Annotated in this window: 23 protein-coding genes; 6 read left to right on the top strand and 17 right to left on the bottom strand. The window is 70.1% G+C overall.

Annotation, left to right across the window (positions count from 1 at the left end):
- Positions 1–22: 22 nt before the first annotated feature.
- The 3 genes from tsaC to aroE all read left to right on the top strand — a co-directional run bounded on the left by tsaC (position 23) and on the right by aroE (position 2,431).
- On the top strand, positions 23–592 hold the full coding sequence (gene tsaC, locus MYL53_RS08310; RefSeq protein WP_247853182.1) for an L-threonylcarbamoyladenylate synthase type 1 TsaC: 570 nt from the start codon (positions 23–25) through the stop codon (positions 590–592).
- Between the two features lie 79 nt (positions 593–671).
- On the top strand, positions 672–1,622 hold the full coding sequence (gene hemF, locus MYL53_RS08315; protein ID WP_247853183.1) for an oxygen-dependent coproporphyrinogen oxidase: 951 nt from the start codon (positions 672–674) through the stop codon (positions 1,620–1,622).
- Entirely contained in the window at positions 1,619–2,431 is an 813-nt protein-coding gene (aroE, locus tag MYL53_RS08320) for a shikimate dehydrogenase (protein WP_247853184.1), read from the top strand. Before hemF ends, aroE begins: the two co-directional genes overlap by 4 nt.
- Before the next feature lie 87 nt (positions 2,432–2,518).
- Here the strand turns inward: aroE and MYL53_RS08325 are convergent, their stop codons facing one another.
- Complete coding sequence (locus MYL53_RS08325; RefSeq protein WP_247853185.1) at positions 2,519–3,310, bottom strand: M48 family metallopeptidase; 792 nt, start codon at positions 3,308–3,310, stop codon at positions 2,519–2,521.
- Positions 3,311–3,428: 118 nt separating this feature from the next.
- Here MYL53_RS08325 and MYL53_RS08330 point away from each other — a divergent pair, with 118 nt between their 5' ends.
- A complete protein-coding gene (locus MYL53_RS08330) occupies positions 3,429–4,292 on the top strand; it encodes an ATP-binding protein (RefSeq protein ID WP_247853187.1) in 864 nt (287 codons plus the stop codon).
- On the opposite strand, the gene MYL53_RS08335 is transcribed toward MYL53_RS08330, so the two are convergent.
- The 15 genes from MYL53_RS08335 to trmJ form a co-directional block, all read right to left on the bottom strand.
- Positions 4,289–4,912, bottom strand: a complete 624-nt coding sequence (locus MYL53_RS08335; RefSeq protein WP_247853189.1) for a hypothetical protein — start codon at positions 4,910–4,912, stop codon at positions 4,289–4,291. The two genes, MYL53_RS08330 and MYL53_RS08335, sit on opposite strands and share 4 nt — an antisense overlap.
- Before the next feature lie 264 nt (positions 4,913–5,176).
- Complete coding sequence (gene der / locus MYL53_RS08340; protein ID WP_247853190.1) at positions 5,177–6,580, bottom strand: ribosome biogenesis GTPase Der; 1,404 nt, start codon at positions 6,578–6,580, stop codon at positions 5,177–5,179.
- Positions 6,577–7,725: an outer membrane protein assembly factor BamB gene (bamB, locus tag MYL53_RS08345; protein ID WP_247853191.1), complete on the bottom strand. Its 1,149-nt coding sequence runs from the start codon at positions 7,723–7,725 to the stop codon at positions 6,577–6,579. The genes der and bamB overlap by 4 nt, the downstream gene beginning before the upstream one ends.
- Positions 7,722–8,378: a YfgM family protein gene (locus MYL53_RS08350; protein WP_247853192.1), complete on the bottom strand. Its 657-nt coding sequence runs from the start codon at positions 8,376–8,378 to the stop codon at positions 7,722–7,724. The genes bamB and MYL53_RS08350 overlap by 4 nt, the downstream gene beginning before the upstream one ends.
- A gap of 28 nt (positions 8,379–8,406) precedes the next feature.
- The gene (gene hisS / locus MYL53_RS08355) at positions 8,407–9,699 is read right to left on the bottom strand and encodes a histidine--tRNA ligase (RefSeq protein ID WP_247853193.1); all 1,293 of its coding nucleotides are present in this window, start codon (positions 9,697–9,699) and stop codon (positions 8,407–8,409) included.
- Positions 9,700–9,722: 23 nt separating this feature from the next.
- Complete coding sequence (gene ispG / locus MYL53_RS08360; RefSeq protein WP_247853194.1) at positions 9,723–10,838, bottom strand: flavodoxin-dependent (E)-4-hydroxy-3-methylbut-2-enyl-diphosphate synthase; 1,116 nt, start codon at positions 10,836–10,838, stop codon at positions 9,723–9,725.
- Between the two features lie 8 nt (positions 10,839–10,846).
- A complete protein-coding gene (locus MYL53_RS08365) occupies positions 10,847–11,857 on the bottom strand; it encodes a RodZ domain-containing protein (RefSeq protein ID WP_247853195.1) in 1,011 nt (336 codons plus the stop codon).
- A gap of 28 nt (positions 11,858–11,885) precedes the next feature.
- The gene (gene pilW, locus MYL53_RS08370) at positions 11,886–12,608 is read right to left on the bottom strand and encodes a type IV pilus biogenesis/stability protein PilW (protein ID WP_247853196.1); all 723 of its coding nucleotides are present in this window, start codon (positions 12,606–12,608) and stop codon (positions 11,886–11,888) included.
- 102 nt (positions 12,609–12,710) lie between these two features.
- Positions 12,711–13,838 carry a dual-specificity RNA methyltransferase RlmN gene (gene rlmN / locus MYL53_RS08375; RefSeq protein WP_247853197.1) on the bottom strand — a complete coding sequence of 376 codons (1,128 nt, stop codon included), beginning with the start codon at positions 13,836–13,838 and terminating at the stop codon, positions 12,711–12,713.
- Between the two features lie 124 nt (positions 13,839–13,962).
- The gene (gene ndk, locus MYL53_RS08380) at positions 13,963–14,388 is read right to left on the bottom strand and encodes a nucleoside-diphosphate kinase (protein ID WP_247853198.1); all 426 of its coding nucleotides are present in this window, start codon (positions 14,386–14,388) and stop codon (positions 13,963–13,965) included.
- 171 nt (positions 14,389–14,559) lie between these two features.
- Positions 14,560–14,886 (bottom strand): HesB/IscA family protein, encoded by a 327-nt coding sequence (locus MYL53_RS08385; RefSeq protein ID WP_247853200.1) that lies wholly within the window; start codon positions 14,884–14,886, stop codon positions 14,560–14,562.
- Between the two features lie 25 nt (positions 14,887–14,911).
- Positions 14,912–16,060, bottom strand: a complete 1,149-nt coding sequence (locus MYL53_RS08390; protein ID WP_247853202.1) for an IscS subfamily cysteine desulfurase — start codon at positions 16,058–16,060, stop codon at positions 14,912–14,914.
- 22 nt (positions 16,061–16,082) lie between these two features.
- Entirely contained in the window at positions 16,083–16,553 is a 471-nt protein-coding gene (locus MYL53_RS08395; protein ID WP_247853203.1) for an Rrf2 family transcriptional regulator, read from the bottom strand.
- Between the two features lie 107 nt (positions 16,554–16,660).
- Positions 16,661–17,536, bottom strand: coding sequence for a serine O-acetyltransferase (gene cysE, locus MYL53_RS08400; RefSeq protein WP_247853204.1), 876 nt, complete (start codon positions 17,534–17,536; stop codon positions 16,661–16,663).
- A 119-nt stretch (positions 17,537–17,655) separates the two neighbouring features.
- The gene (trmJ, locus tag MYL53_RS08405; protein WP_247853206.1) at positions 17,656–18,438 is read right to left on the bottom strand and encodes a tRNA (cytosine(32)/uridine(32)-2'-O)-methyltransferase TrmJ; all 783 of its coding nucleotides are present in this window, start codon (positions 18,436–18,438) and stop codon (positions 17,656–17,658) included.
- Between the two features lie 312 nt (positions 18,439–18,750).
- Here trmJ and MYL53_RS08410 point away from each other — a divergent pair, with 312 nt between their 5' ends.
- The gene (locus MYL53_RS08410; protein ID WP_247853207.1) at positions 18,751–19,545 is read left to right on the top strand and encodes an inositol monophosphatase family protein; all 795 of its coding nucleotides are present in this window, start codon (positions 18,751–18,753) and stop codon (positions 19,543–19,545) included.
- Positions 19,546–19,777: 232 nt separating this feature from the next.
- The gene (locus MYL53_RS08415) at positions 19,778–20,134 is read left to right on the top strand and encodes a hypothetical protein (protein ID WP_247853208.1); all 357 of its coding nucleotides are present in this window, start codon (positions 19,778–19,780) and stop codon (positions 20,132–20,134) included.
- A gap of 149 nt (positions 20,135–20,283) precedes the next feature.
- Here MYL53_RS08415 and MYL53_RS08420 read toward each other — a convergent pair whose 3' ends face one another.
- Positions 20,284–21,171, bottom strand: coding sequence for a LysR family transcriptional regulator (locus MYL53_RS08420; protein ID WP_247853209.1), 888 nt, complete (start codon positions 21,169–21,171; stop codon positions 20,284–20,286).
- Between the last annotated feature and the right edge of the window lie 105 nt (positions 21,172–21,276).

Below are 21,276 nucleotides of genomic sequence, written 5' to 3' on the forward strand. Positions count from 1 at the left end.
CGGACACCGCCGGAACTCCACCATGACTCAGGATCCTTCCCTCGACGCCGCCGTGGCCGCCCTGCGTGCCGGCGGCGTGATTGCCTATCCCACCGAGGCCGTCTGGGGCCTCGGCTGCGACCCCGACGATGCCACGGCCCTCACTCGGCTGCTCGAACTCAAGCGCCGCGATCCGGCTAAGGGCGTGATCCTGGTGGCCGCCGATAGTGCTCAGCTCGAGCCCTGGCTGGAGGGTCTCGATGACGCCCGCCGTGCGACGTTGGCCGAGCCTCGCGACACGCCGACCACCTGGCTGGTGCCGGACAACGGCCGGGCACATCCTCTGGTGCGCGGCGAGCACGATCGGGTGGCGCTCAGGATCAGCGACCATCCGCTGGTCGCTGCGCTGTGCCGCGCCTTCGGCGGCCCCATCGTCTCGACCTCGGCCAACCGCGCCGGCGAGCCCTCGGCGATGAGCGCCGACGAGATCCATATCGTCTTTGGTGAAGGGCCCGACGGCGAGCTCGACGCCGTGCTCGACGGCCCGCTGGGCGGCCACGATCGCCCCAGCACCATCCGCGACCTGGTCACCGGCCGCGTGCTGCGCGACTGAGAGACCGTTGGAGATATCCGGTGAATGAGCGCCGGGAAGGCGCCAGTTCCGTTTTCGCCGCTCAATACAAGGAGGCCCCGTGGCCTACGCCCATCTCGACCCCGTGAAGACCTATCTGCTCGACCTTCAGGACCGGCTGTGCGAGGCGCTGGCCGCCGAGGATGGCCGGGCGAGCTTCCGCGAGGACGCCTGGGAGCGCGCCGAGGGTGGCGGCGGCCGCTCGCGGGTGATCGAAGACGGCGCCGTGTTCGAGAAGGGCGGCGTCAACTTTTCCCACGTGCATGGCGCGACCCTGCCGCCCTCGGCCACCGCCGCCCGGCCCGAGCTCGCCGGCCGCGGCTTCCACGCGGTGGGCGTGTCCTGGGTGCTGCATCCGACCAATCCGCATGTGCCCACCAGCCACGGCAACGTGCGCTTCCTGATCGCCGAGAAGGAGGGCGAGGACCCGGTATGGTGGTTCGGTGGCGGCTACGACCTGACGCCCTTCTACCCGGTGCTCGAGGACGTGCGCCACTGGCATCGAGTGGCCCGGGACGCCTGCGCCCCCTTCGGCGACGACGTCTACCCGCGCTTCAAGGCCTGGTGCGACGACTACTTCTACCTGAAGCATCGCGACGAGACCCGCGGCGTCGGCGGGCTGTTCTTCGACGACCTCAACGAGGGCGGCTTCGACGACTGCTTCGCCTTCCAGCGCGCGGTCGGCGACAGCTTCCTCGACGCCTACCTGCCGATCGTGCGGCGCCGCCGCGAGACCGCCTATGGCGAGCGCGAGCGCGACTTCCAGCTCTATCGCCGCGGCCGCTACGTGGAGTTCAACCTGGTCTGGGACCGCGGCACCCTGTTCGGCCTGCAGAGCGGCGGGCGCACCGAATCGATCCTGATGTCTATGCCGCCGCTGGCGCGCTGGGAATATGATTGGACGCCGGAAGCCGGCAGCCCCGAGGCGGACCTCTACGAGCACTACCTGGCACCCCGGGACTGGCTGGGCGAGCAGGCCAAGGAAAACCCGGCCAAGGAGAATCAGCAATGACGGACCGCTACTGCGTCTTCGGCCACCCGATCGGCCACTCGAAGTCACCGGCCATCCACGCCGCCTTCGCCGAGCAGACCGGCGAGGCGCTCGAATACACCGCCATCGAGGCGCCGCTGGACGACTTCGCCGGCGCCTGGAGGCGTTTCGTCGAGGCGGGCGGTCGCGGTGCCAACGTCACCGTGCCGTTCAAGGAAACGGCCTACCGGCTGTGCGACGCGCTCACCCCGCGGGCCGAGCGCGCCGGGGCGGTGAACACCCTGATCCTCGAGGCCGACGGCCGCACCCGGGGTGACACCACCGACGGCGCCGGCCTGGTCGGCGACCTCGAGCGCCGCGGCGTGACGCTGGGCGGGGCGCGCATCCTGGTACTCGGCGCCGGTGGCGCGGTGCGCGGCGTGCTGGAGCCGCTGCTTGCCGAGGCCCCGGCGAGCCTGCACATCGCCAATCGCACCGCGGCCAAGGCCGATGCCCTGGCCGCGGACTTCGCCGACCTGGGCCGGGTGAGCGGCGGCGGCTTCGAGGCGGTGGCAGGCCCCTTCGACGTGGTGATCAACGGCACCAGCGCCAGCCTCGGCGGCGAGCTGCCGCCATTGCCGGATGACCTGCTCGCCCCCGGGGCCACTGCCTACGACATGATGTATGGCGTCGAGCCCACTGTCTTTCTGCGCTGGGCCGCCGAGCGCGGTGCCGAGACCATCGACGGCCTGGGCATGCTGGTGGGCCAGGCGGCCGAATCTTTCTTCCTGTGGCGTGGCGTACGCCCGGACGTGGAGCCGGTGCTGGAGAGGCTGCGCCGCGCGCTGTAACGCCACCAGGCCGCGAACAAGAACGCCCCGAGCCGTCGTCCGGCTCGGGGCGTTTTTCCTGCGGCCCGCTCGGGGCTGTCTATCGGCTCAGGGCTGTCCGCAGTTCGGCGCGCGCCCGGCCTGTTGATAGAGCCGCAGCGCCTCGGGCATGCCCTGCTCGAGGCCGGCGATGCGGTTGCCGTGGCTGGGGTGGGTGGACATCCACTCGGGCGGCTGGCCGCCGCCGGCCTGCTCCATGTTCTGCCACAGCGCGACGCTGGCGCGCGGGTCGAAGCCGGCCTTGGCCATCAGCCGCAGGCCGATGGTGTCGGCCTCGCTCTCGTGGCTGCGCGAGAACGGCAGCAGGATGCCGTACTGGGCGCCCATGCCCAGTGCCGCCATCACCTGCTGGCCGCCGGCGCCCTCCAGGCCGGCGGCCGAGGACAGCACCGAGAGGCCAAGGTTGGTGGCGCTCTGGGTCGAGGCGCGTTCGTTGGCGTGATGGGCCAGCACGTGGCCGATCTCGTGGCCGATGACCGCCGCCAGCTGGTCCTGATTGTCGGTGATCTCGAGCAGGCCGGTGTTCACCCCCACATAGCCGCCGGGCAGCGCGAAGGCGTTGGCCGAGTCGTCCTCGAACACTCGCACCTGCCAGTTGTCCTGCTGCAGCTCGGCCGGCAGGGTGGCGACGATCTCCCGGGTCACGCACTGGGCCAGCCGCAGCGGCGCGCCGTCCACGGTGGTGCGTTGCTGCTGATACTGGGAGAAGGCCTGGGCGCCCATCTGGTCGAGCTGGTCGTCGGACATCAGGGTCAGCTGCGAGCGTCCGGTGGGCGAGGTGGTGCAGGCGGCCAGGGCGACGCTCAGCGCGCCCACGGCGAGACAGTGATTCCAGCGCATCGAAGTTCTCCTGAGGCCGGCCGTGGCAGCGCCACTGGACGGCGAATAAGGGTTCGCCACAAGATACCCCTCACGCCTGCAAGATCAACCGCGAAACCTGCAATCACGGAGGAAGTGCATGGACGATGAATTGTCGCAGCGCCTGCTGTCACTGCTGGCCCGGGTCGAGCCCTGGCTGCCGCCGGCCGCCGAGGCGGTCGACTGGACGCGCGACGTGGCCGCGCTGTGGGAGCGTCACGCCCTGGGCGGGCGGCTGGTGCCGGTGCCGCCGCGCGACGCCCTGGCCCTCGACGACCTGCTCGGCATCGAGCGCCAGAAGCGCCAGCTGGTCGATAACACCCGCGCCTTCCTGCGCGGTCATCCCGCCAACCACGCGCTGCTGTGGGGCGCCCGGGGCAGCGGCAAGTCGTCGCTGGTGCGGGCGCTGCTCAACGGGCTGGGAGGCGAAGGGCTGCGCCTGGTCCAGGTCGACCGCCACGACCTGGGTGCGCTGCCGTCGCTGGTGGCCCAGCTGCGTCACCTGCCGCACCGCTTCGTGGTCTACTGCGACGATCTCTCCTTCGAGCAGAACGACGATGCCTACAAGGCACTGAAGAGCGTGCTCGACGGCACCCTCACCGGCCCGCCCGAGAATGTGCTGCTCTACGCCACCTCCAACCGCCGCCATCTGTTGCCGGAGTCGATGGCCGACAACGACGCCACTCGCTTGGTCGGCGAGGAGCTCCATCACGGCGACGCCGTCGAGGAGAAGATCTCGCTGTCCGACCGCTTCGGGCTGTGGCTGGCCTTCCACCCGTTCTCCCAGAACGCCTACCTCGAGGCCTGCGAGCACTGGACGCGGCGCCTCGGCGAGGCGGACGACTGGGGCGACGAGGCGCGGGCCGAGGCGGTGCGCTATGCCACCCTGCGCGGCGGACGCAGCGGCCGGGTGGCCTGGCAGTTCGCCTGCCAGTGGATCGGCGGCCGGCGCCTCCACGGCTAGTCGCCGAGCGGGCGCAGCGCGCCGTTCTCGCCCACGGCCAGGCGGATGGTCGGCGTAAAGAGCCCCGACGGCAGGGTCATGCCCAGGCCGCTGAGGTCGCCCGGGGTGATCGAGAGCTCGCTGCCCTCCGGCAGGTCGCCGGTGCGGGCCATCTGGCGGGTCACCTCGACCAGCGGCGAGAGCCGGCTGCGGTCGACCTTCAACAGGTCGAAGGCCAGCGGCAGGCGCAGGTCGGCGTCGTCGCCCGGGCTCAGCGCCACGTCCTGCTCGTAGCGGCCGTCGATCGCCTCGAGCCCCGGCACGTCGAGGTTCCAGTCGAAGCCGCTCATCCGCACCGCCGGCAGCCCGGCGGGCAGGCCGAGGCCCAGCGCCATGGTGGCCTGCACCGGCAGGCTGCCGGCGCCGAGGCCGGAGGCGATCAGCGAGGTGAGGTCGGAGGTGTCGAGGCCGGCATCGATGGCATAGGGCCCGATGCGGATGTTCTCGACGCCCAGCGTGGTGACGGCCAGGCGGAAGGCGAACAGGCCGGTCTGGGGCAGTGCCAGGCAGCCGCCGATCAGCAGGACCAGGCAGCCGGGAATCAGCAGGCGCGCGCGGCGGCGCAGGGAACGAAGGAACATGGCGATTCTCATTGACGTGAGGGAGGGCGTCTCCGGGCGTTCGCCGGAAGTCGTCGACGGGGCGTCGAGGCGTCGCGCGGTGCCCGTCCTGGGTGGCGACTCTTGCCCCTCCTGGTCAAAAGTTCCTCGCCGTCCCCGCTGGCGGCGACCGCCTCGGGGTGACAGACGCAAACCGCCGGCCCCAGGGCCGGCGGTTTGCGCTATCGGCGCGAGTACTATCGGCGAGATTCGCCCGCGCGTCGAGAGTCGACGGATGGCGACACGTCAGCGACGACCGCGGCGCGATTCCTTGGTGCGATCGAGCTCCCGCTTCTTGGCCTTCTCGCGGTCGCTGGCCCCGGCCATGTGGTCGTAGGGATTCTTGCCCGAACGGAACTCGAAGCGCATCGGCGTGCCGCGCACCTTGAGCACCTTGCGGAAAGTGTTGGTCAGGTAGCGCTTGTAGGCTTCCGGCAGCGACTCGGTCTGGTTGCCATGGACGACGATGATCGGCGGGTTGCTGCCGCCCTGGTGGGCCATGCGCAGCTTGATGCGGCGGCCGTGAATCATCGGCGCCGGATGCTGCTCCACGGCGTCACGCAGGATGTTGGTCAGGCGGTTGGTCGACCAGTGGCTGTTGGCCGACTGGAAGGCGCGCTCGATGGACGGGTAGAGGTCGCCCACCGCGGTGCCGTGCAGCGCCGAGATGAAGTGCAGGTCGGCGTAGTCGGCGAAGCCCAGGCGGCGCTTGATCTGGGCGCGCATCTTGTCCTTGGCCTCGCTCTCCAGGCCGTCCCACTTGTTGACCGCCAGCACCAGGGCGCGGCCGCTGGTCAGCACATAGTCGAGCAGGTGCAGGTCCTGCTCCACCAGGCCCGAGCGGGCGTCGAGCACCATGATCGCGACATGACACTCCTTGATCGCCTCGAGGGTCTTGATGATCGAGAACTTCTCGGCGGTCTCGCTGACGTTCTTGCGCCGTCGCACGCCGGCGGTGTCGACCAGCACGTAGGGCTCGCCGCGCCGCTCGAAGGGGATCTCGATGGCGTCGCGGGTGGTGCCGGCCTCGTCGTAGACCACCACCCGATCCTCGCCGAGCAGGCGGTTGACCAGCGTCGACTTGCCCACGTTGGGGCGGCCGATCACGCCGATGCGGATGCCCTTGGTGCCGGTGTCGTGCGGGATGTCGGCGTCGCGCTCGGGGAAGGGGGCGAGCACCTCGTCGATCAGCGCGGTGACGTTGCGGCCGTGGGCGGCGGCGATCGGATGCGGATCGCCGAGGCCGAGCTGCCAGAAATCGGCCATGGCCGAGTGCTCTTCCAGGCCGTCGGTCTTGTTGACCACCAGCCAGGTCTTCTTCTGGTTGATGCGCAGGTGGTTGGCGATGGCCTCGTCGGCCACGTTCAACCCGCTGCGGCCGTCGACCAGGAACAGCACGATGTCGGCTTCGTCGATGGCCTGCAGCGACTGCTCGGCCATGGCCGCGTCGATGCCTTCCTCGTCGCCGCTGATGCCGCCGGTGTCGATCACCGTGTAGGTCTTGCCGCCGAGCGCGCCGTTGCCGTACTTGCGGTCCCGGGTCAGGCCGGGGAAGTCGGCCACCAGGGCGTCGCGGGTGCGCGTCAGGCGGTTGAACAGGGTCGACTTGCCCACATTGGGGCGGCCGACCAGTGCGATCACGGGATTCATGGTTGCAGTTCCAGGGCCTCGAGGCTGCCGTCGTCGGCCAGGGTGTAGACGCGCTTGCCGTCGGTGAGCGGGGCCACGCTGATGGCGTCGTCGGCCTCGGTGCGGCCGACCAGGGTGCCCTCGCGGGCGTCGATCAGGTGCAGGTAGCCCTCGAAGTCGCCCACCGCCAGGCGACCGTCGGCAAAGGTCGGCGCAGTGAGCTCGCGGCCCTCGAGATCGTCGAGCTGCCACAGGGTCTCGCCGTTGCCGGCGTTGAGGGCGATCACGTGGCTGGCCTCGTCGACCACGAACAGGTAGTCGCCGACCAGCATCGGGCTGCGATAGCTGGAGATGTCGCGCGACCACAGGATCTCGCCGCTGGTGGCCTGCAGCGCCGCCAGGCGGCCGTTGTAGCTGGTCACGAACAGGCGGCCGTCCTGGGTCAGCAGCGGCTGGCCGGCCAGGTCGACCAGGCGCTCGATCTCGCTGCGGCCCTGAGGCACGGCGATGCGGCGCTCCCACAGGGCCTGGCCGCTGCGGTTGTCGATCGTCACCAGGCGGCCGTTGGCCAGGCCGGCGAAGGTGACCTGGTCGATCACCCGCGGGGTGCCGGTGCTGCGCAGGGTCAGGGTGGGGCGATTGCCGCTGTAGACCCAGCGCTCGGCGCCGGTGTCGCGGTCCAGGGCGGTCACGCTGCCATCGATGGCCTGCACCACCAGCAGTGAGCTGTTGGGCTGGGGCGCGGCCAGCACCTCGCTGCTGACGCGGGTGTGCCACAGTACCTCGCCGTTCGACTGGTCGAGGGCCACGACCTCGCCGTTGCGGGTGCCGAGATAGACCCGGCCGGCCACGGCGGTCAGGGCGCTGGAGGCGGCGGCATCGAGCTCGATCTGCCAGCGCGGCTCGCCGCTGTCGGCGTCGATGGCCTCGACCAGGCCTTCATGGTCGGCGGCGAACAGGGTGTCGCTGTCCTGGGCCGGGGCCAGCGGATAGCCGCCCTGGCCCAGGCCGTCGCCGACCTGCTCTTCCCACAGCACCTTGGCGGTGGTGGTGTCGGCGGTGTCCTGCAGCGCCTTCGGCGCGTATTCGGGCTCCACCTGGGCGGCGCAGCCGGTCAGCAGGCCGAGCGCGGCGGTGGCGGCGATGGCGAGTGTGGTCTTGCTCATGAGGTCTCCTCGACGCCCAGATCATCCAGTTTGAGTTGCACGCCGTAGAGCGACTGGTCGCGTTCCGCGGAGAGGCTGAGGGCCTGCTGCCAGGCGTCGCGGGCGGCGTCGCGGTCGCCGAGCGCCAGGTGGGCGTCGCCGCGGATATCGGCCCGCTGGGCGGCCAGCGGCGCGGGGATGTCGCCGTCGAGCGTGGCCAGCGCCGCCTCGGCGTCGTCGCCGGCCAGCTGCAGGCGCGCCAGGCGCAGCCGCGCCACGCCCTGCAGATAGGGGCGGTCGCCGTTGGCGATCAGCGTCTCCAGGCGGGACGCGGCGGCATCGATGTCGCCGGCGCCCACGGCCACGCGGGCGTCCAGCAGGCGCGCCAGGTCGGTGTAGAGGCTGTCGCCGTGGTCGTCGATCAGGCTCTGGGTCAGGTGGTCGGCCTGCTGGCGCGCGTTGTCGTCCAGGCTGTCCTGGCTGCTCAGGGTCAGCAGCTGCTGATAGGTGGCCGAGGCCGCCTCGGCCTGCCCGGCCTGATAGTCCTGCCAGGCGTTCCAGCCGAACACGCCGGCGGCGGCGATCACCACGCCGGCGATCAGCGAGGTGCCGTTTTCCTTCCACCAGCGCTTGATCGCTTCGAGCTGCTCTTCTTCCGTTCTCATCTCCGCCACGGGCGGTCTCCTTGTCTGTCCTTGGGCGTCAGGCGGGGGCTTCCGCCAGCAGGGAGGCGAGGGTGTCGGCGAGCGCGTCCTGGTCGAGACGCTGCTGTTCGCGCTCCTCGCGCAGGAACTTCAGCGTCACGGCGTTCTCGGCCAGCTCGTCCTCACCCAGCAGCAGGGCCAGGCGGGCGCCGCTCTTGTCGGCCTTCTTGATGCGGCTCTTGAAGCTGCCGCCGCCGCAGTGCAGCTGCAGGCCGAGCTCGGGCAGCGCCTCGCGCAGGCGTTCGCCCAGCAGCAGCGCGGCCGGCTCGGTGGCCTCGCTCATCGGCAGCAGGTAGACGTCGAGCTCGCCGCGGGCCTCGTCGGGCACCAGGTCGAGGGTGTCGAGCAGCAGGATCAGCCGCTCGATGCCCATGGCGAAGCCGACCGCCGGCACGGCCTTGCCGCCGAGCTGCTCGACCAGGCCGTCGTAGCGGCCGCCGGCGCACACCGTGCCCTGGCTGCCGAGCGCGGTGGTGGTCCACTCGAAGACGGTGCGCGAGTAGTAGTCCAGGCCGCGCACCAGCCGCGGGTTGACCACGTAGGCGATGCCGGCGGCGTCGAGCATGGCGGTCAGGCGCTCGAAGTGGTCCTTCGATTCCGCGTCGAGGTGGTCCATCAGCCGCGGGGCGTCGGCCAGCATCGGCGCCATGTCCGGATTCTTGGAGTCGAGGATGCGCAGCGGGTTGGTGTTCAGCCGGCGCCGGGAATCCTCGTCGAGCACGTCCAGGTGCTGCTCGAAGTAGGCCACCAGGGTGTCGCGGTAGGTGGCGCGCGCCTCCGGCGAGCCCAGGGAGTTGAGCTCCAGGGTGACGTGCTCGAACAGGCCGAGCTGCTTCCACAGCCGGGCCGAGAGCAGGATCAGCTCGGCGTCGATGTCCGGGCCCTCGAGGCCGAAGGTCTCCACGCCGACCTGGTGGAACTGCCGATAGCGGCCCTTCTGCGGGCGCTCGTGGCGGAACATCGGGCCCTGGTACCACAGCCGCTGGGTCTGGTTGTGCAGCAGGCCGTGTTCCATGGCGGCGCGCACGCAGCTGGCGGTGCCCTCGGGGCGCAGCGTCAGGCTGTCGCCGTTGCGGTCGTCGAAGGTGTACATCTCCTTCTCGACGATGTCGGTGACCTCGCCGATGGAGCGCTTGAACAGCGCGGTCTGCTCGACGATGGGGGTGCGGATCTCGTCATAGCCGTAGCGGCCCATGAGGGTGCGCACCTGGCCCTCGAAGTACTGCCACAGCGGGGACTGCTCCGGCAGCAGGTCGTTCATGCCACGAATGGCCTGGATCTTTTTGCTCAATGCTGGCTCCTTGTCGGCACGCCTCAGGCGTCCCGGGCGATGACATCCTGCTCGGCTTGTTCTTTCTCGCGCACCTTGTCGCGGATCATCCGCTCGAGGTCGTCGACCAGGTGGTCGTTGCGCAGCTTGCTGGCCGGCTTGCCGTCGATGTAGACGAGGTTGGCGGGGCTGCCGCCGGTCAGGCCGATGTCGCTTTCCTTGGCCTCGCCCGGGCCGTTGACGACGCAGCCGATGACCGAGACGTCGAGCGGCGTCATCACGTCGTCGAGGCGTTCCTCGAGTTCGTTCATGGTGCCGATGACGTCGAAGTTCTGGCGTGAGCAGCTCGGGCAGGCGACGAAGTTGATGCCCTTGGCCCGCAGGCGCAGGCTCTTGAGCATGTCGAAGCCGACCTTGATCTCCTCGACCGGATCGGCCGCCAGCGACACGCGGATGGTGTCGCCGATGCCGTCCATCAGCAGCATGCCGAGCCCGATGGACGACTTGACGGTGCCCGAACGCAGCCCACCGGCCTCGGTGATGCCGAGGTGCAGCGGCTGCTCGATGCGGGTGGCGAGATCGCGGTAGGCGGCCACGGCCATGAACACGTCGGAGGCCTTGACGCTGACCTTGAAATCGGGGAAGTCGAGGCGCTCGAGGTGGTCGATGTGGCGCATCGCCGATTCGACCAGCGCGGCCGGGGTCGGCTCGCCGTACTTCTTCTGCAGGTCCTTTTCCAGCGAGCCGGCGTTGACGCCGATGCGGATCGGGATGCCGTTGTCGCGGGCCGCGCTGACCACGGCCTGGACGCGGTCCTCGCGGCCGATGTTGCCGGGGTTGATGCGCAGGCAGTCGACGCCAAGCTCGGCGACGCGCAGGGCGATGCGATAGTCGAAGTGGATGTCCGCCACCAGCGGCACCTCGACCTCGCGCTTGATGCGGCCGAAGGCCTCGGCGGCGTCCATGGTCGGCACCGAGACGCGCACGATGTCGGCGCCCGCCGCTTCCAGCTGGCGGATCTGCGCCACGGTGGCCGCCACGTCGAGCGTGTCGGTGTTGGTCATGCTCTGGACGGAGATCGGGGCGCCGCCGCCGACCGGCACCTTGCCGACATGGATGCGGCGTGACTGGCGACGGGTGATGGGCGATGTAGCGTGCATGATCGGACTCATTCTCCCAGAGTGAAGCGGGCGACGTTGTTGGCGCCGGTGTGCGACGCCAGGTCTACGGCTTCGCCTTTCCAGTTCAGCTCGACGCCGGTGGCGTTGCCCACGGTCAGGCGGAACGGCGGCTCGCCTTCGACGGTGGCCGTGGTGCCGGCGTTCTGCAGACCGACGAAGACGCGCTGGTCGGTGGCGTCGAAGATCTCGGTCCAGGACTGCTCGTTGAAGGTCAGTTCCAGCACGCCCGGATCGGCGGCCGGCTCGGCGGCAGCGTCATCGGCGCTCTCGGTATCGGTCGCGGCGACGCTGTCGCCGTCGGTGGCATCGGTGGCATCGGTGGCAGCATTCGGCTCACTGCTGTCGCCCGCGGCGGCGGCCGTCGCATCGCCCGTATCGCCCGAGTCGGCGGCGCTCTCGGCGGTGCCCGTGGCTTCGTCGGTGTCGTCGGCGCTGGTGGTGGCGACTGCGCTGCTCCAGTCGCCGGCGTCGCCGTCGAGCTCGTCGGCCGCCGCGTCGCCGCCCTCGGTGACGGTGGTGCCGTCGAGGCTGTCCACCGCCACCGGGGCGCTGTCGCCCGGCGTGGGCGGCTCACTGCCGCCGCGGCTCTGCCACCACATCAGGGTCAGGCCGACCAGGCCGGCGATTACCAGCACGGTGGCCAGGCGGAACAGCCAGGCGCCGAGCTTCGAGGGCGGCTTGTTGACCACGTGGACCGGAGTGACGCGGGTCTCGAGCTCCTCGCTGCCGACGCGGGCCTGGTAGGCGGCCAGCACCGGGGCGGGATCGAGGCCCAGCAGGTTGGCGTAGCTGCGCAGGTAGCCGCGACGATAGGTGGCGATCGGCACCTCGTCGTAGTCGTCCCGCTCCAGGCCGTCGATCACGGCCGGACGCAGGTTCAGGGCCTCGGCGACTTCGTCGCGTGACAGCGCCTGGGCCTCGCGCTGGCGGCGCAGCAGCTCGCCGGGGGAGGCCTGGTTGACGGCTACGTCGGGCTCCGAATAGGGGGTGTCGCTCATGCGTGGCATCCTTCAAGAAAAAACGGGGTCAGGGCGCGTCAGTGGATGCCGCCGACCGTCCGCCACGAGCATTGGCCAGATCCGCCGACAGCTGCCGCGCCGCCGGCGTGGGACCGGCCAGGCGCACGTAGTCCTGGAGCTGCTGTTCGGCGCGCGCCAGCCGGCCCTGCTCGAATTCGAGCTGGGCCAGGCGCAGATAGCTCTCGGCCCGGCGCGGGTCGATGTCCTGGGCGCGCAGCAGGCTCTGGCGGGCGGCCTCGATGTCGCCGATGCGGCGCTGGCAGCGTCCCAGATTGGTGAACAGCTGGGCACGGTTGGCGTACTGGGTGTCGGCGGTGGCCTGCTCGAGCTGGTGGCAGGCCTCGCGGAGGCGTCCCTGATCATACAGGAAGGCGGCATAGTTGTTGCGCGCCCGGGTCAGATCGGGATCGGCGTCGAGCGCGCGACGAAAGGTCCGGTCGGCGAGCGTCGCCTCGCCCTGGCGCTGGTAGACAATGGCCATGGCCTGAAGTGCCTCGGGATCGTCGTCGTCGATCTCCAGGGCGCGGTCCAGGGCCGACAGCGCGCGGGGCAGGTTGTTGCGCTCCAGGTAGGCGGTGCCGAGCCGGGTATAGGCGGCCACGGGGTCGCCGGTGTCCGCCTCGGGCGCTGTCGCACCTGGCTGGGTGGTGGCACAGCCGGTCAGCCATAGAGCGCTCGCCAGGACGACGGTGACGGATAACTGTCGGAAACCGGGCGGGCGGCGTGTCATGGCATCCTCGCTGGGCGGCGGCGCGGGGCCGCTCGACCGTTGGTGAAAAAGGCCCGACCATCAAAGCGTCGTGCCTGGTTGAAGTCAAGGCGCCCCCGGGGCTCAGTCGGCGTCGATCTGGATCGACTGGATGTAGCGGGCGTGGCGCTTGGTGCGGTCCTTGACCCGGCCCACCAGCTGGCCGCAGGCGGCGTCGATGTCATCGCCGCGGGTGGAGCGCACCGGGGCGGTATAGCCCAGATCGGCCAGCCACTGCTGGAAGCGCATGGTCTGGTTGCGCGACGGCTTCTCGTAGCCCGAGTGCGGGAAGGGGTTGAACGGGATCAGGTTGATCTTGCACGGCAGTTCCTCGAGCAGCTCGGCGAGCTCTCGGGCGTGCTGCTGCTGATCGTTGACGTCCTTGATCAGGGTGTACTCGATGGTCACCACGCGGGTGTCGTCGCACTTGCCGAGATAGCGCTGGCAGGCGTCGAGCAGGGTGCGGATGTTGTACTTGCGGTTGAGCGGCACCAGCTCGTTGCGCAGCTCGTCGTTGGCGGCGTGCAGCGAGATGGCCAGGCTCACGTCTAGCTCGTCGCCGAGGCGATCGAGCATCGGCACCACGCCCGAGGTGGAGAGCGTGACGCGGCGCTTGGAGAGGCTATAGCCGTTGTCGTCGAGCATCAGCTTCATGGCCGGCACGACGTTATCGTAATTCAGTAGCGGTTCGCCCATGCCCATCATCACCACGTTGGTGACCGGGCGATTGGCGGTGTCCTTGCGCGGGCCGAAGCTGTTGCTGGCGACCCACACCTGGCCGATGATCTCGGCGGCGGTGAGGTTGCGCTGGAAGCCCTGCTTGCCGGTGGAGCAGAAGCTGCAGTCCAGCGAGCAGCCGACCTGGGACGAGACGCAGAGGGTGCGGCGCTTGCCGTTCTCGGCGGGAATCAGCACCGTTTCCACGTAGCTGCCGTCCTCCACTTCCAGCACCCACTTGCGGGTGCCGTCGCTGGAGGTGCCCTCGTAGACCACGCTGGGGCCGCGGATCTCGGCGACTTCCTCGAGACGGGTGCGCAGCGCCTTGGACAGGTTGGTCATGGACGCGAAGTCGTCGCAGCCCTCGTGGTGAATCCACTTCATCACCTGGGTGGCGCGGAACTTCTTCTCGCCGATGGACAGGAAGAAGGCTTCCATCTCCTCGCGCGTCATGCCGAGCAGATTGGAGCGTTGGGGGGCGGTGGTGTCGGTCATGGGCGGTCAGCGGCGTCGGTGGGGCTGGGTGCGGGGACGGATGGCCCCCGCGCGGCAGTGAGGCTGCCGGTCCGAGAGGAAACAGCGGACTCGGGGCGCGGGCGCGCCCCGAGTCGGCGTTTCCTTAGCGGGCGCAGATCTCGCTGTCTTCGAAGAAGTAGGCGATTTCGCGGGCCGCGGATTCCGGCGAGTCGGAACCGTGGACGGCGTTGGCGTCGATGGACTCGGCGAAGTCGGCGCGGATGGTGCCGGCTTCGGCTTCCTTCGGGTTGGTGGCACCCATCAGGTCGCGGTTGGCGGCGATGGCGTTGTCGCCTTCCAGCACCTGCACGACGACCGGGCCGGAGGTCATGAAGCCGACCAGGGCGCCGAAGAACGGACGCTCGCTGTGCTCGGCGTAGAAGCCTTCGGCCTGCTCCTGGGACAGCTGCAGCATCTTGGCGGCCACGATCTTCAGGCCGGCCTTCTCGAAGCGGCTCTCGATCTCGCCGATGGCGTTCTTGGCGACGGCGTCGGGCTTGATGATGGACAGGGTGCGTTCGTTAGCCATGGGTGTGTTCTCCAATCTGGGAAGTCACGAGCGTTGACGGCCTCGCGCCACCCCGGGAGGGCCGGGGCGGCGCGAGGCCGGAGTAATAAAGAGTGCGGCTCGGCGTCGGGCGCCGAATTGGGCGCAGAGTATACCGTCCCCGAGCGGCGATGAACAATCGGCGCGGCGGGCTCAGACGCTGAAGCTTTCGCCGCAGCCGCACTCGTCCTTGACGTTGGGATTGTTGAAGCGGAAGTAGCGGTTGAGCCCCTCCGAGACGTAATCCACTTCGCTGCCGTCGAGCACTTCCAGCGCGTCCGGGGCCACGTAGACTTTGACGCCGTGATCCTCGACCACGATGTCGTCGTTGGCGGCCTCGTCGGCGAAGTCGAGCACGTAGCTGTAGCCGGAACAGCCGCTGGGCTTGACCGAGACCCGCAGGCCCAGGCCGTGGCCGCGCTCGTCGAGCACCCGGCGGATCTGGTCGGCGGCGGCGTTGGTGATCGAAAGTGTCGCCATGGTGATTCTCCTGCGGCGTTGGAGGCTAGCGGCGCAGCCCGACGAGGGCGTGGCGCAGGGCCTCCAGGGTGCGGTCGATGTCGGCTTCGGTGGTGAAACGGCCGAAGCTGAAGCGTAGCGAGGCGAGCGCCAGGCGGCGCGGCACGCCGATGCCTTTCAATACGTAGGAGGGCTCGACGCTGGCGGAGTTGCAGGCCGACCCGGTGGACAGCGCGATATCGCGCAGCGCCATCAGCAGCGATTCGCCGTCGACGCCCTCGAAGGCCAGGTTGAGGATGTTGGGCACCGAGTGCGCGATCGCGGTGTTGCGGTGCACGCCCTCGAGGCCCTCGAGTCCGGTCAGGAAACGGTCGCGCAGGCCGGCGATGCGGGCCTGGTCGTCCTCGCGCTCGCGGCCGGCGATGGCGAAGGCCTCGCCCATGCCGGCGATCTGATGAGTCGGCAGGGTGCCCGAGCGCATGCCGCGCTCGTGGCCGCCGCCGTGGATCAGCGCCTCGAGGCGCAGGTCCGGGTCGCGTTTCACGTACAGCGCGCCGACGCCCTTGGGGCCGTAGACCTTGTGGCCGGACAGCGACATCAGGTCGATGCCCTGGGCCGCCACGTCGAGCGGGATGCGCCCGGCGGCCTGGGCGGCATCGGTGTGGAACACGGCGCCGCCGGCGCGGGCGACCTCGGCCAGCGCGGCGATGTCGTTAACGGTGCCGAGCTCGTTGTTCACCGCCATCAGCGACACCAGCACGGTGTCCTTGCGCATGGCATTGCGCAGCGCCTCGGGGGTGATGCGGCCGTCGGACTCCGGCGCGAGCCAGGTCACCTCGAAGCCTTCGCGCTCGAGCGCATGGGCGGTGTCGACCACGGCCTTGTGCTCGATGGTCGAGGTCACCAGATGGCGGCCACGCTCGCGGTTGGCGCGCAGGTAGCCGCTCAGCGCCAGGTTGTCGGCCTCGGTGGCGCCGCTGGTCCAGACGATCTCGCGCGGGTCGGCGCCGATCAGGTCGGCGACCTGGCGCCGCGCGCTCTCCACCGCCTGCTCGGCCTGCCAGCCGGGCATGTGGCTGCGCGAGGCCGGGTTGGCGAAGGTGCCTTCCAGGGTCAGGTAGCGGCTCATGACCTCGGCGACCCGCGGGTCGACGGGAGTGGTGGCGGCGTAATCGAGGTAGACGGATGCGCTCATGGGCTGGGGCCGGTAATGGGGTTCAGGGCGAGACGGTGGGGATCTGGTCGTCGTCGAGGCGGCGCCGCTGGCGTTCTGCGATGCGCTGGAATTCGTCGCGGCCGGCCAGCTGGCCCAGCGTCACGCCTTCAAGATAGCCGTGAATCTGGTCGGACAGCTCGTTCCATAGATGGTGGGTCAGGCAGGTGTCACCCTGCTGACAGTCCGACAGGCCGCCGCAGCGGGTGGCGTCTACCGATTCGTTGACCGCGTCGATCACTCGGGCCACCGAGATGGCGTCCGGCGCCAGCGCCAGCAGGTAGCCGCCGCCCGGGCCGCGCACGCTGTCGACCAGGCCGCCGCGCCGCAGGCGGGCGAACAGCTGCTCGAGGTAGGACAGCGAGATTTCCTGGCGACGCGAGATGTCGGCGAGGCTGGTGGGGCCCTCGTCGGCGTGCATGGCCAGGTCGAGCATGGCGGTGACGGCGTAGCGTCCCTTGGTGGTCAGGCGCATGGAGAGTTCACCTCGGTGCCCGCGCGGGCGTCGGCCAGCGACGAAGCGGGCCGACGTCCGACGGCGTCGGATCGGGCAGGTATTATGAGGAAACCCGAGCGTGGCGGTCAACCATTCTGGCGGTGGCGCGCGGGGCGCTCCCGAGGCTCGTCGTCCGGGGCGTCCGCGGCCTCGTCATCGTGCTGCGGGCCGCAGCAGCTGTCGACGTCGGCGAGGATGTTGGCGAAGTCCTCGTCGCGCAGCTCGGGCAGCTGGCTGTCGCGGAAGCCGGCGTCGATGTGGCGCAGGGTGGTGCACATGCGCTCGAGGCGCTCGTCGACCGCGTGCATGTGGTCGAGCATGGCCTGCATCGAACGGGCCACCGGGTCGGGCATGTCCTGGCTGACGCCGTAGGCGTCGAAGCCGAACTTGCGGCGCATGGCCTCGCGGCGCTCCGGGTCGACCTCGAGCGGGGTGACGGTGTCGGGCTCGTCGCGCTTGACCACCTTGCCGGGAATGCCGACCACGGTGGCCCCCGCCGGCACCTCCTTGGTGATCACGGCGTTGGAGCCGACCTTGGCGCCGGCGCCCACGGTGAACGGGCCGAGGATCTTGGCCCCGGCGCCGACGATCACGCCGTCCTCCAGGGTCGGGTGCCGCTTGCCCTTGTTCCAGCTGGTGCCGCCCAGGGTCACGCCCTGATAGAGGGTGACGTCGTCGCCGACCTCGGCGGTCTCGCCGATCACCACGCCCATGCCGTGGTCGATGAAGAAGCGCCGGCCGATGGTCGCCCCCGGGTGGATCTCGATGCCGGTGAACCAGCGCGCCAGGCTCGACAGGGTGCGTGCCAGCCACTTGAAGTTCTTCTGCCACAGCCGGTGGCTGAGCCGATGGACGAGCAGGGCGTGCAGTCCGGGATAGTTGGTGAGCACTTCCAGGAAGTTGCGCGCCGCCGGATCACGGTCGAATACGCTGTTGATGTCTTCGCGCAGACGTTGAAACATGCGGCGGTCCTTAAGCTGGCGGCGAGGAACGGTGACGGCAAGCGTCAGAGCAATTGCCTTAATAGTGGGGGCGCGGCGGGCCGGCTTCAAGCCGTGACCCGTCGCGCCCCGATGGCGGTTCAGTCGCCGTCGCGCTTGCCGGAGGCGCGCTCGCCGGTGGCCGGCTGTTCCGGCCGGGCCAGCTTCTCGGTGTTCGAGAGGATGCCGCGCAGGATGTTGAGCTCCATGCGCTCCGGGCGGGCGCGCAGCGTGAATCGGCGCAGTCGTGCCATCAGCTGGCGCGGTTGGGCCGGGTCGTGGAAGCCGATCGCGATCAGGGTGCGCTCGAGGTGCGTGAAGTAGTGCTCCAGTTCCTCGTGGCTGGCCAGCGGCTGGGCATCGTCCTTCTCCCCCTGCGCCTCGCCGTGCTCCATCCACGCCAGCCGGCATTCGTAGGCCAGCACCTGCACCGCGGCGGCCAGGTTCAGTGAGCTGAAGTCGGGGTTGGTGGGGATGTGCACGTGGGCGTGGCAGCGCTGCAGCTCGGCGTTGGAGAGCCCGCTGTCCTCGCGGCCGAAGACCAGCGCCACGCGGGCGTCCGGCGCGGCCAGCTCCTCGGGCAGGCGCTCGCCCAGCGCGCGCGGCGTGATCATCGGCCAGGGCAGGGTGCGCGAGCGGGCGCTGGCACCCACCACCAGGGTGCAGTCGGCGACCGCTTCCTCCAGCGTCTCCACGGTGCGCGCGGCGTGGACCAGCGCGTCGGCGCCGGAGGCGCGGGAGACGGTGTCGGCGGTGAGCGGTTCGCAGCGCGGCGCCACCAGGGCCAGGTCCGCCAGGCCCATGTTGTGCATGGCGCGGGCGGTGCCGCCGATGTTGCCGGGATGGCTGGTGCCGATCAGGACGATGCGGATGCGCTCGAGCATGGGGAGGGCCTGCCTGGTGTTGCGTCGGGGGAAAGGGGCGAAAGTCTAGCATGCTGGCGGCGAGGTGCGAGGTGCGAGGTGCGAGGTGCGAGGTGCGAGGTGCGAGGTGCGAGGTGCGAGGTGCGAGGTGCGAGGGGCGAGGGGCGAGGGGCGAGGGGCGAGGGGCGAGGGGCGAGGGGCCATGGGCGAGGGGCGAGGGGCGAGGGGCGAGGGGCGAGGGGCGAGGAGGATGGCGTGGCGCGGTTTCCGAGCTTCTGCTAGGATGCGCGCCGATCTCCGTTCTTTAACACCACCGACTCCCAAGGCCCGATCATGCATCCGATGGTCCAGTACGCCCTGCGTGCCGCACGCAGCGCCGGCGAACAGTTTCTGCGTATCCGTGAACGTATCGAGAACGCCCACGAGGAACACAACCTCGACAAGCTGCTCGAGGACACCGCCCGCAACGCCGAGGCGCTGATCACCCGCCAGCTGTCCCGTGGCTACCCCCAGCACGGCGTCGTCGGCCGCTACACGCCGCACCGCGCCGGCGAAGGCGAGGGCGCCGACGTGCTGTGGCGCATCGAACCCTTCCATGGTTATTCCAACCTGGCCGTCGCCGCGCCGAGCTTCGCGCTGTCGCTGGTGTGTCTGGTCAAGGGCCGCCCGGAGCATGCGGTGGTGATCTGCCCCTTCAGCGATGACGAGTACCTGGCCAGCCGCGGCCGCGGTGCCCAGCTCAACGGCAAGCGCCTGCGGGTCTCCAAGGCCACCGCGATCCCGGGTTCCCGCATCGCCATGAGCCTGCCGGAGAGCTGGGTGCGCGAGCGCCAGCTGCCGTCCTACCTCACCGTCACCCAGCAGCTGGCCCCCCAGATCGACCTGATGCGCGCCTCCGGCTGCGGCCTGCTGGACCTCGCCGAGCTGGCCGCCGGCCGCGTCGACGCCGCCTTCGTGATGGGCATAGACGAGCAGGACCTGCTGGTCGGCTCGCTGCTGCTCAAGGAAACCGGCGCCCTGCAGGGTACGCCGGACGGCCAGCCCTCGGTGACCGCCGATGGCCAGCTGATGGCCGCCGGGCCGCGGATGTTCAAGGCCCTGTTGAAGCAGCTCAAGCCGCATTTCTGAGCCTTGGCGCCTGACGACGTCGGCGGATGACGAGACGCCCCCGCGGCCTGGCCGCGGGGGCGTCTTGCGTTTCAGGGCAACAGCGACAGAAGTATGACGTTCTCGAGACTGTTCTGGGCGCGTTACTGGGTGTAGCTTGGGGAGGTCGGCGGCATTTTTTCGCCCCGGCTCCATGCACCCCGGCCACCCTCTCAACACGGCCGGGCCATGCCCCTCATTCGCGAGAGGAGTGATGATGGAACCGCTCAGCTATTACTACTACAACGTGCTGGAAAGCCTGGAGAAGCCGTGCGACGTGCCGGCCCTGCACCTCCAGGAAGGCTACGACCTGCTGTACCGCTACGGCGGCCGGGTCGAGATGGACCTGATCCGCCGTGCCGAGGCGGCCAGCGCGAATGGCGAGCCCTACCACTGGCACGAGTCGCTGGACGACGAGCAGCGCGACAAGCTGCGCCGCGCCCTCGACGACGAGAACCCGGCCAAGATCCTCAAGGTGATGCAGCGCAACGGCTACGCCGGCGTGCTCTATCACCATGCCCGCGAAGTCTTCGCTCCCGACGCGGACGACGAGGCGCAGGGCGTCGCCTAGGCACCATCCTCAGGCGAGCCCGCCGTCGACGCGGCGGCACGCGGAACGAGAAGCCCCCGGCGACCCCGGGGCTTTTTGCTGGCTGTGGGGAGGGTGAGGAGCAGGACGTGACGAGTGAGGGGCTGGGGTGAGGGGCAGGGAGCGAGGCGTCAGCCGGCGGAGCGTGAAAGCTCCTGCGTCAGCCACTCGACCAGCCGTTCGGTATCTTGCCGCGGCGCGCCCGCCGGCAGCCACAGCCCGAGCCGGGCCGGCGTCTCGATGAAGCCCCAGGGCGCGACCAGCCGGCCGGTGCGCAGGTCCTCCTCCACCAGGTAGGACGGCGCGATGGCCACGCCCAGCCCCACCAGCGCGGCTTCGAGCATGTAGTGAAGGTGCTCGAAGGACTGATCGTGGCGCATGGTCGCGGGGTCCAGCCCCCGGGCGGCGAACCACTGCGACCAGGCCTGGGGGCGCGACTGGGTATGCAGCATCGGCAGCCGCGCCAGGGCGTCGACATCGGGGTCGGGGGTGTCGAGCAGCGCCGGCGCCAGCACCGGCCCCATGCGCTCCGGCGCCAGCTCGACCACCCGGACGTCGGCGGGCCAGGGCGGCTCGGCGAAGCGCAGCACGGCGTCGACGTCGGTGCCGAGCCGGCCGGCCACTTCCTCGTCGGCGGTCAGGTGCAGGTTCAGCTCCGGACACTGGGCCTTCAGCCGATCCAGCCGCGGAATGAACCAGCGGGCCAGGAAGCTGCCGGGGCAGCCGAGCACCAGCGGCGCCTCCGAGGCGCGACGGCGCAGCTGGGTGCAGGCCTGGCCGAGGCGCTCGAAAGCCTGTGAGGTCGAGGCACGCAACAGCTCGCCTTCCTGGGTCAGCGCCAGGCCGCGCCCCTGGCGCCGGAACAGCGTCACACCGAGCTGCTCCTCGAGCTGCTTGAGCTGGCGGCTGACCGCACCATGAGTGACGTGAAGCGCCTCGGCGGCGCGCGTCACGCTCAGCGTGCGGGCCGTCTCGTCGAAGGCGCGCAGGGCATTCAGCGAGGGCAGTCGATCACTCACGGCGGGCTCCTGACGTGTCAGCTTTTCTCACATGCTAGCGAGCAATGATCGCTTATCACAGGGGCGCCGCGCGATTTATGTTAGTGGCCATTCCCCACTGACCGT

The organism is Halomonas getboli, assembly GCF_023094245.1.
In the GTDB taxonomy this organism is placed as follows: Bacteria; Pseudomonadota; Gammaproteobacteria; order Pseudomonadales; family Halomonadaceae; genus Halomonas; species Halomonas getboli.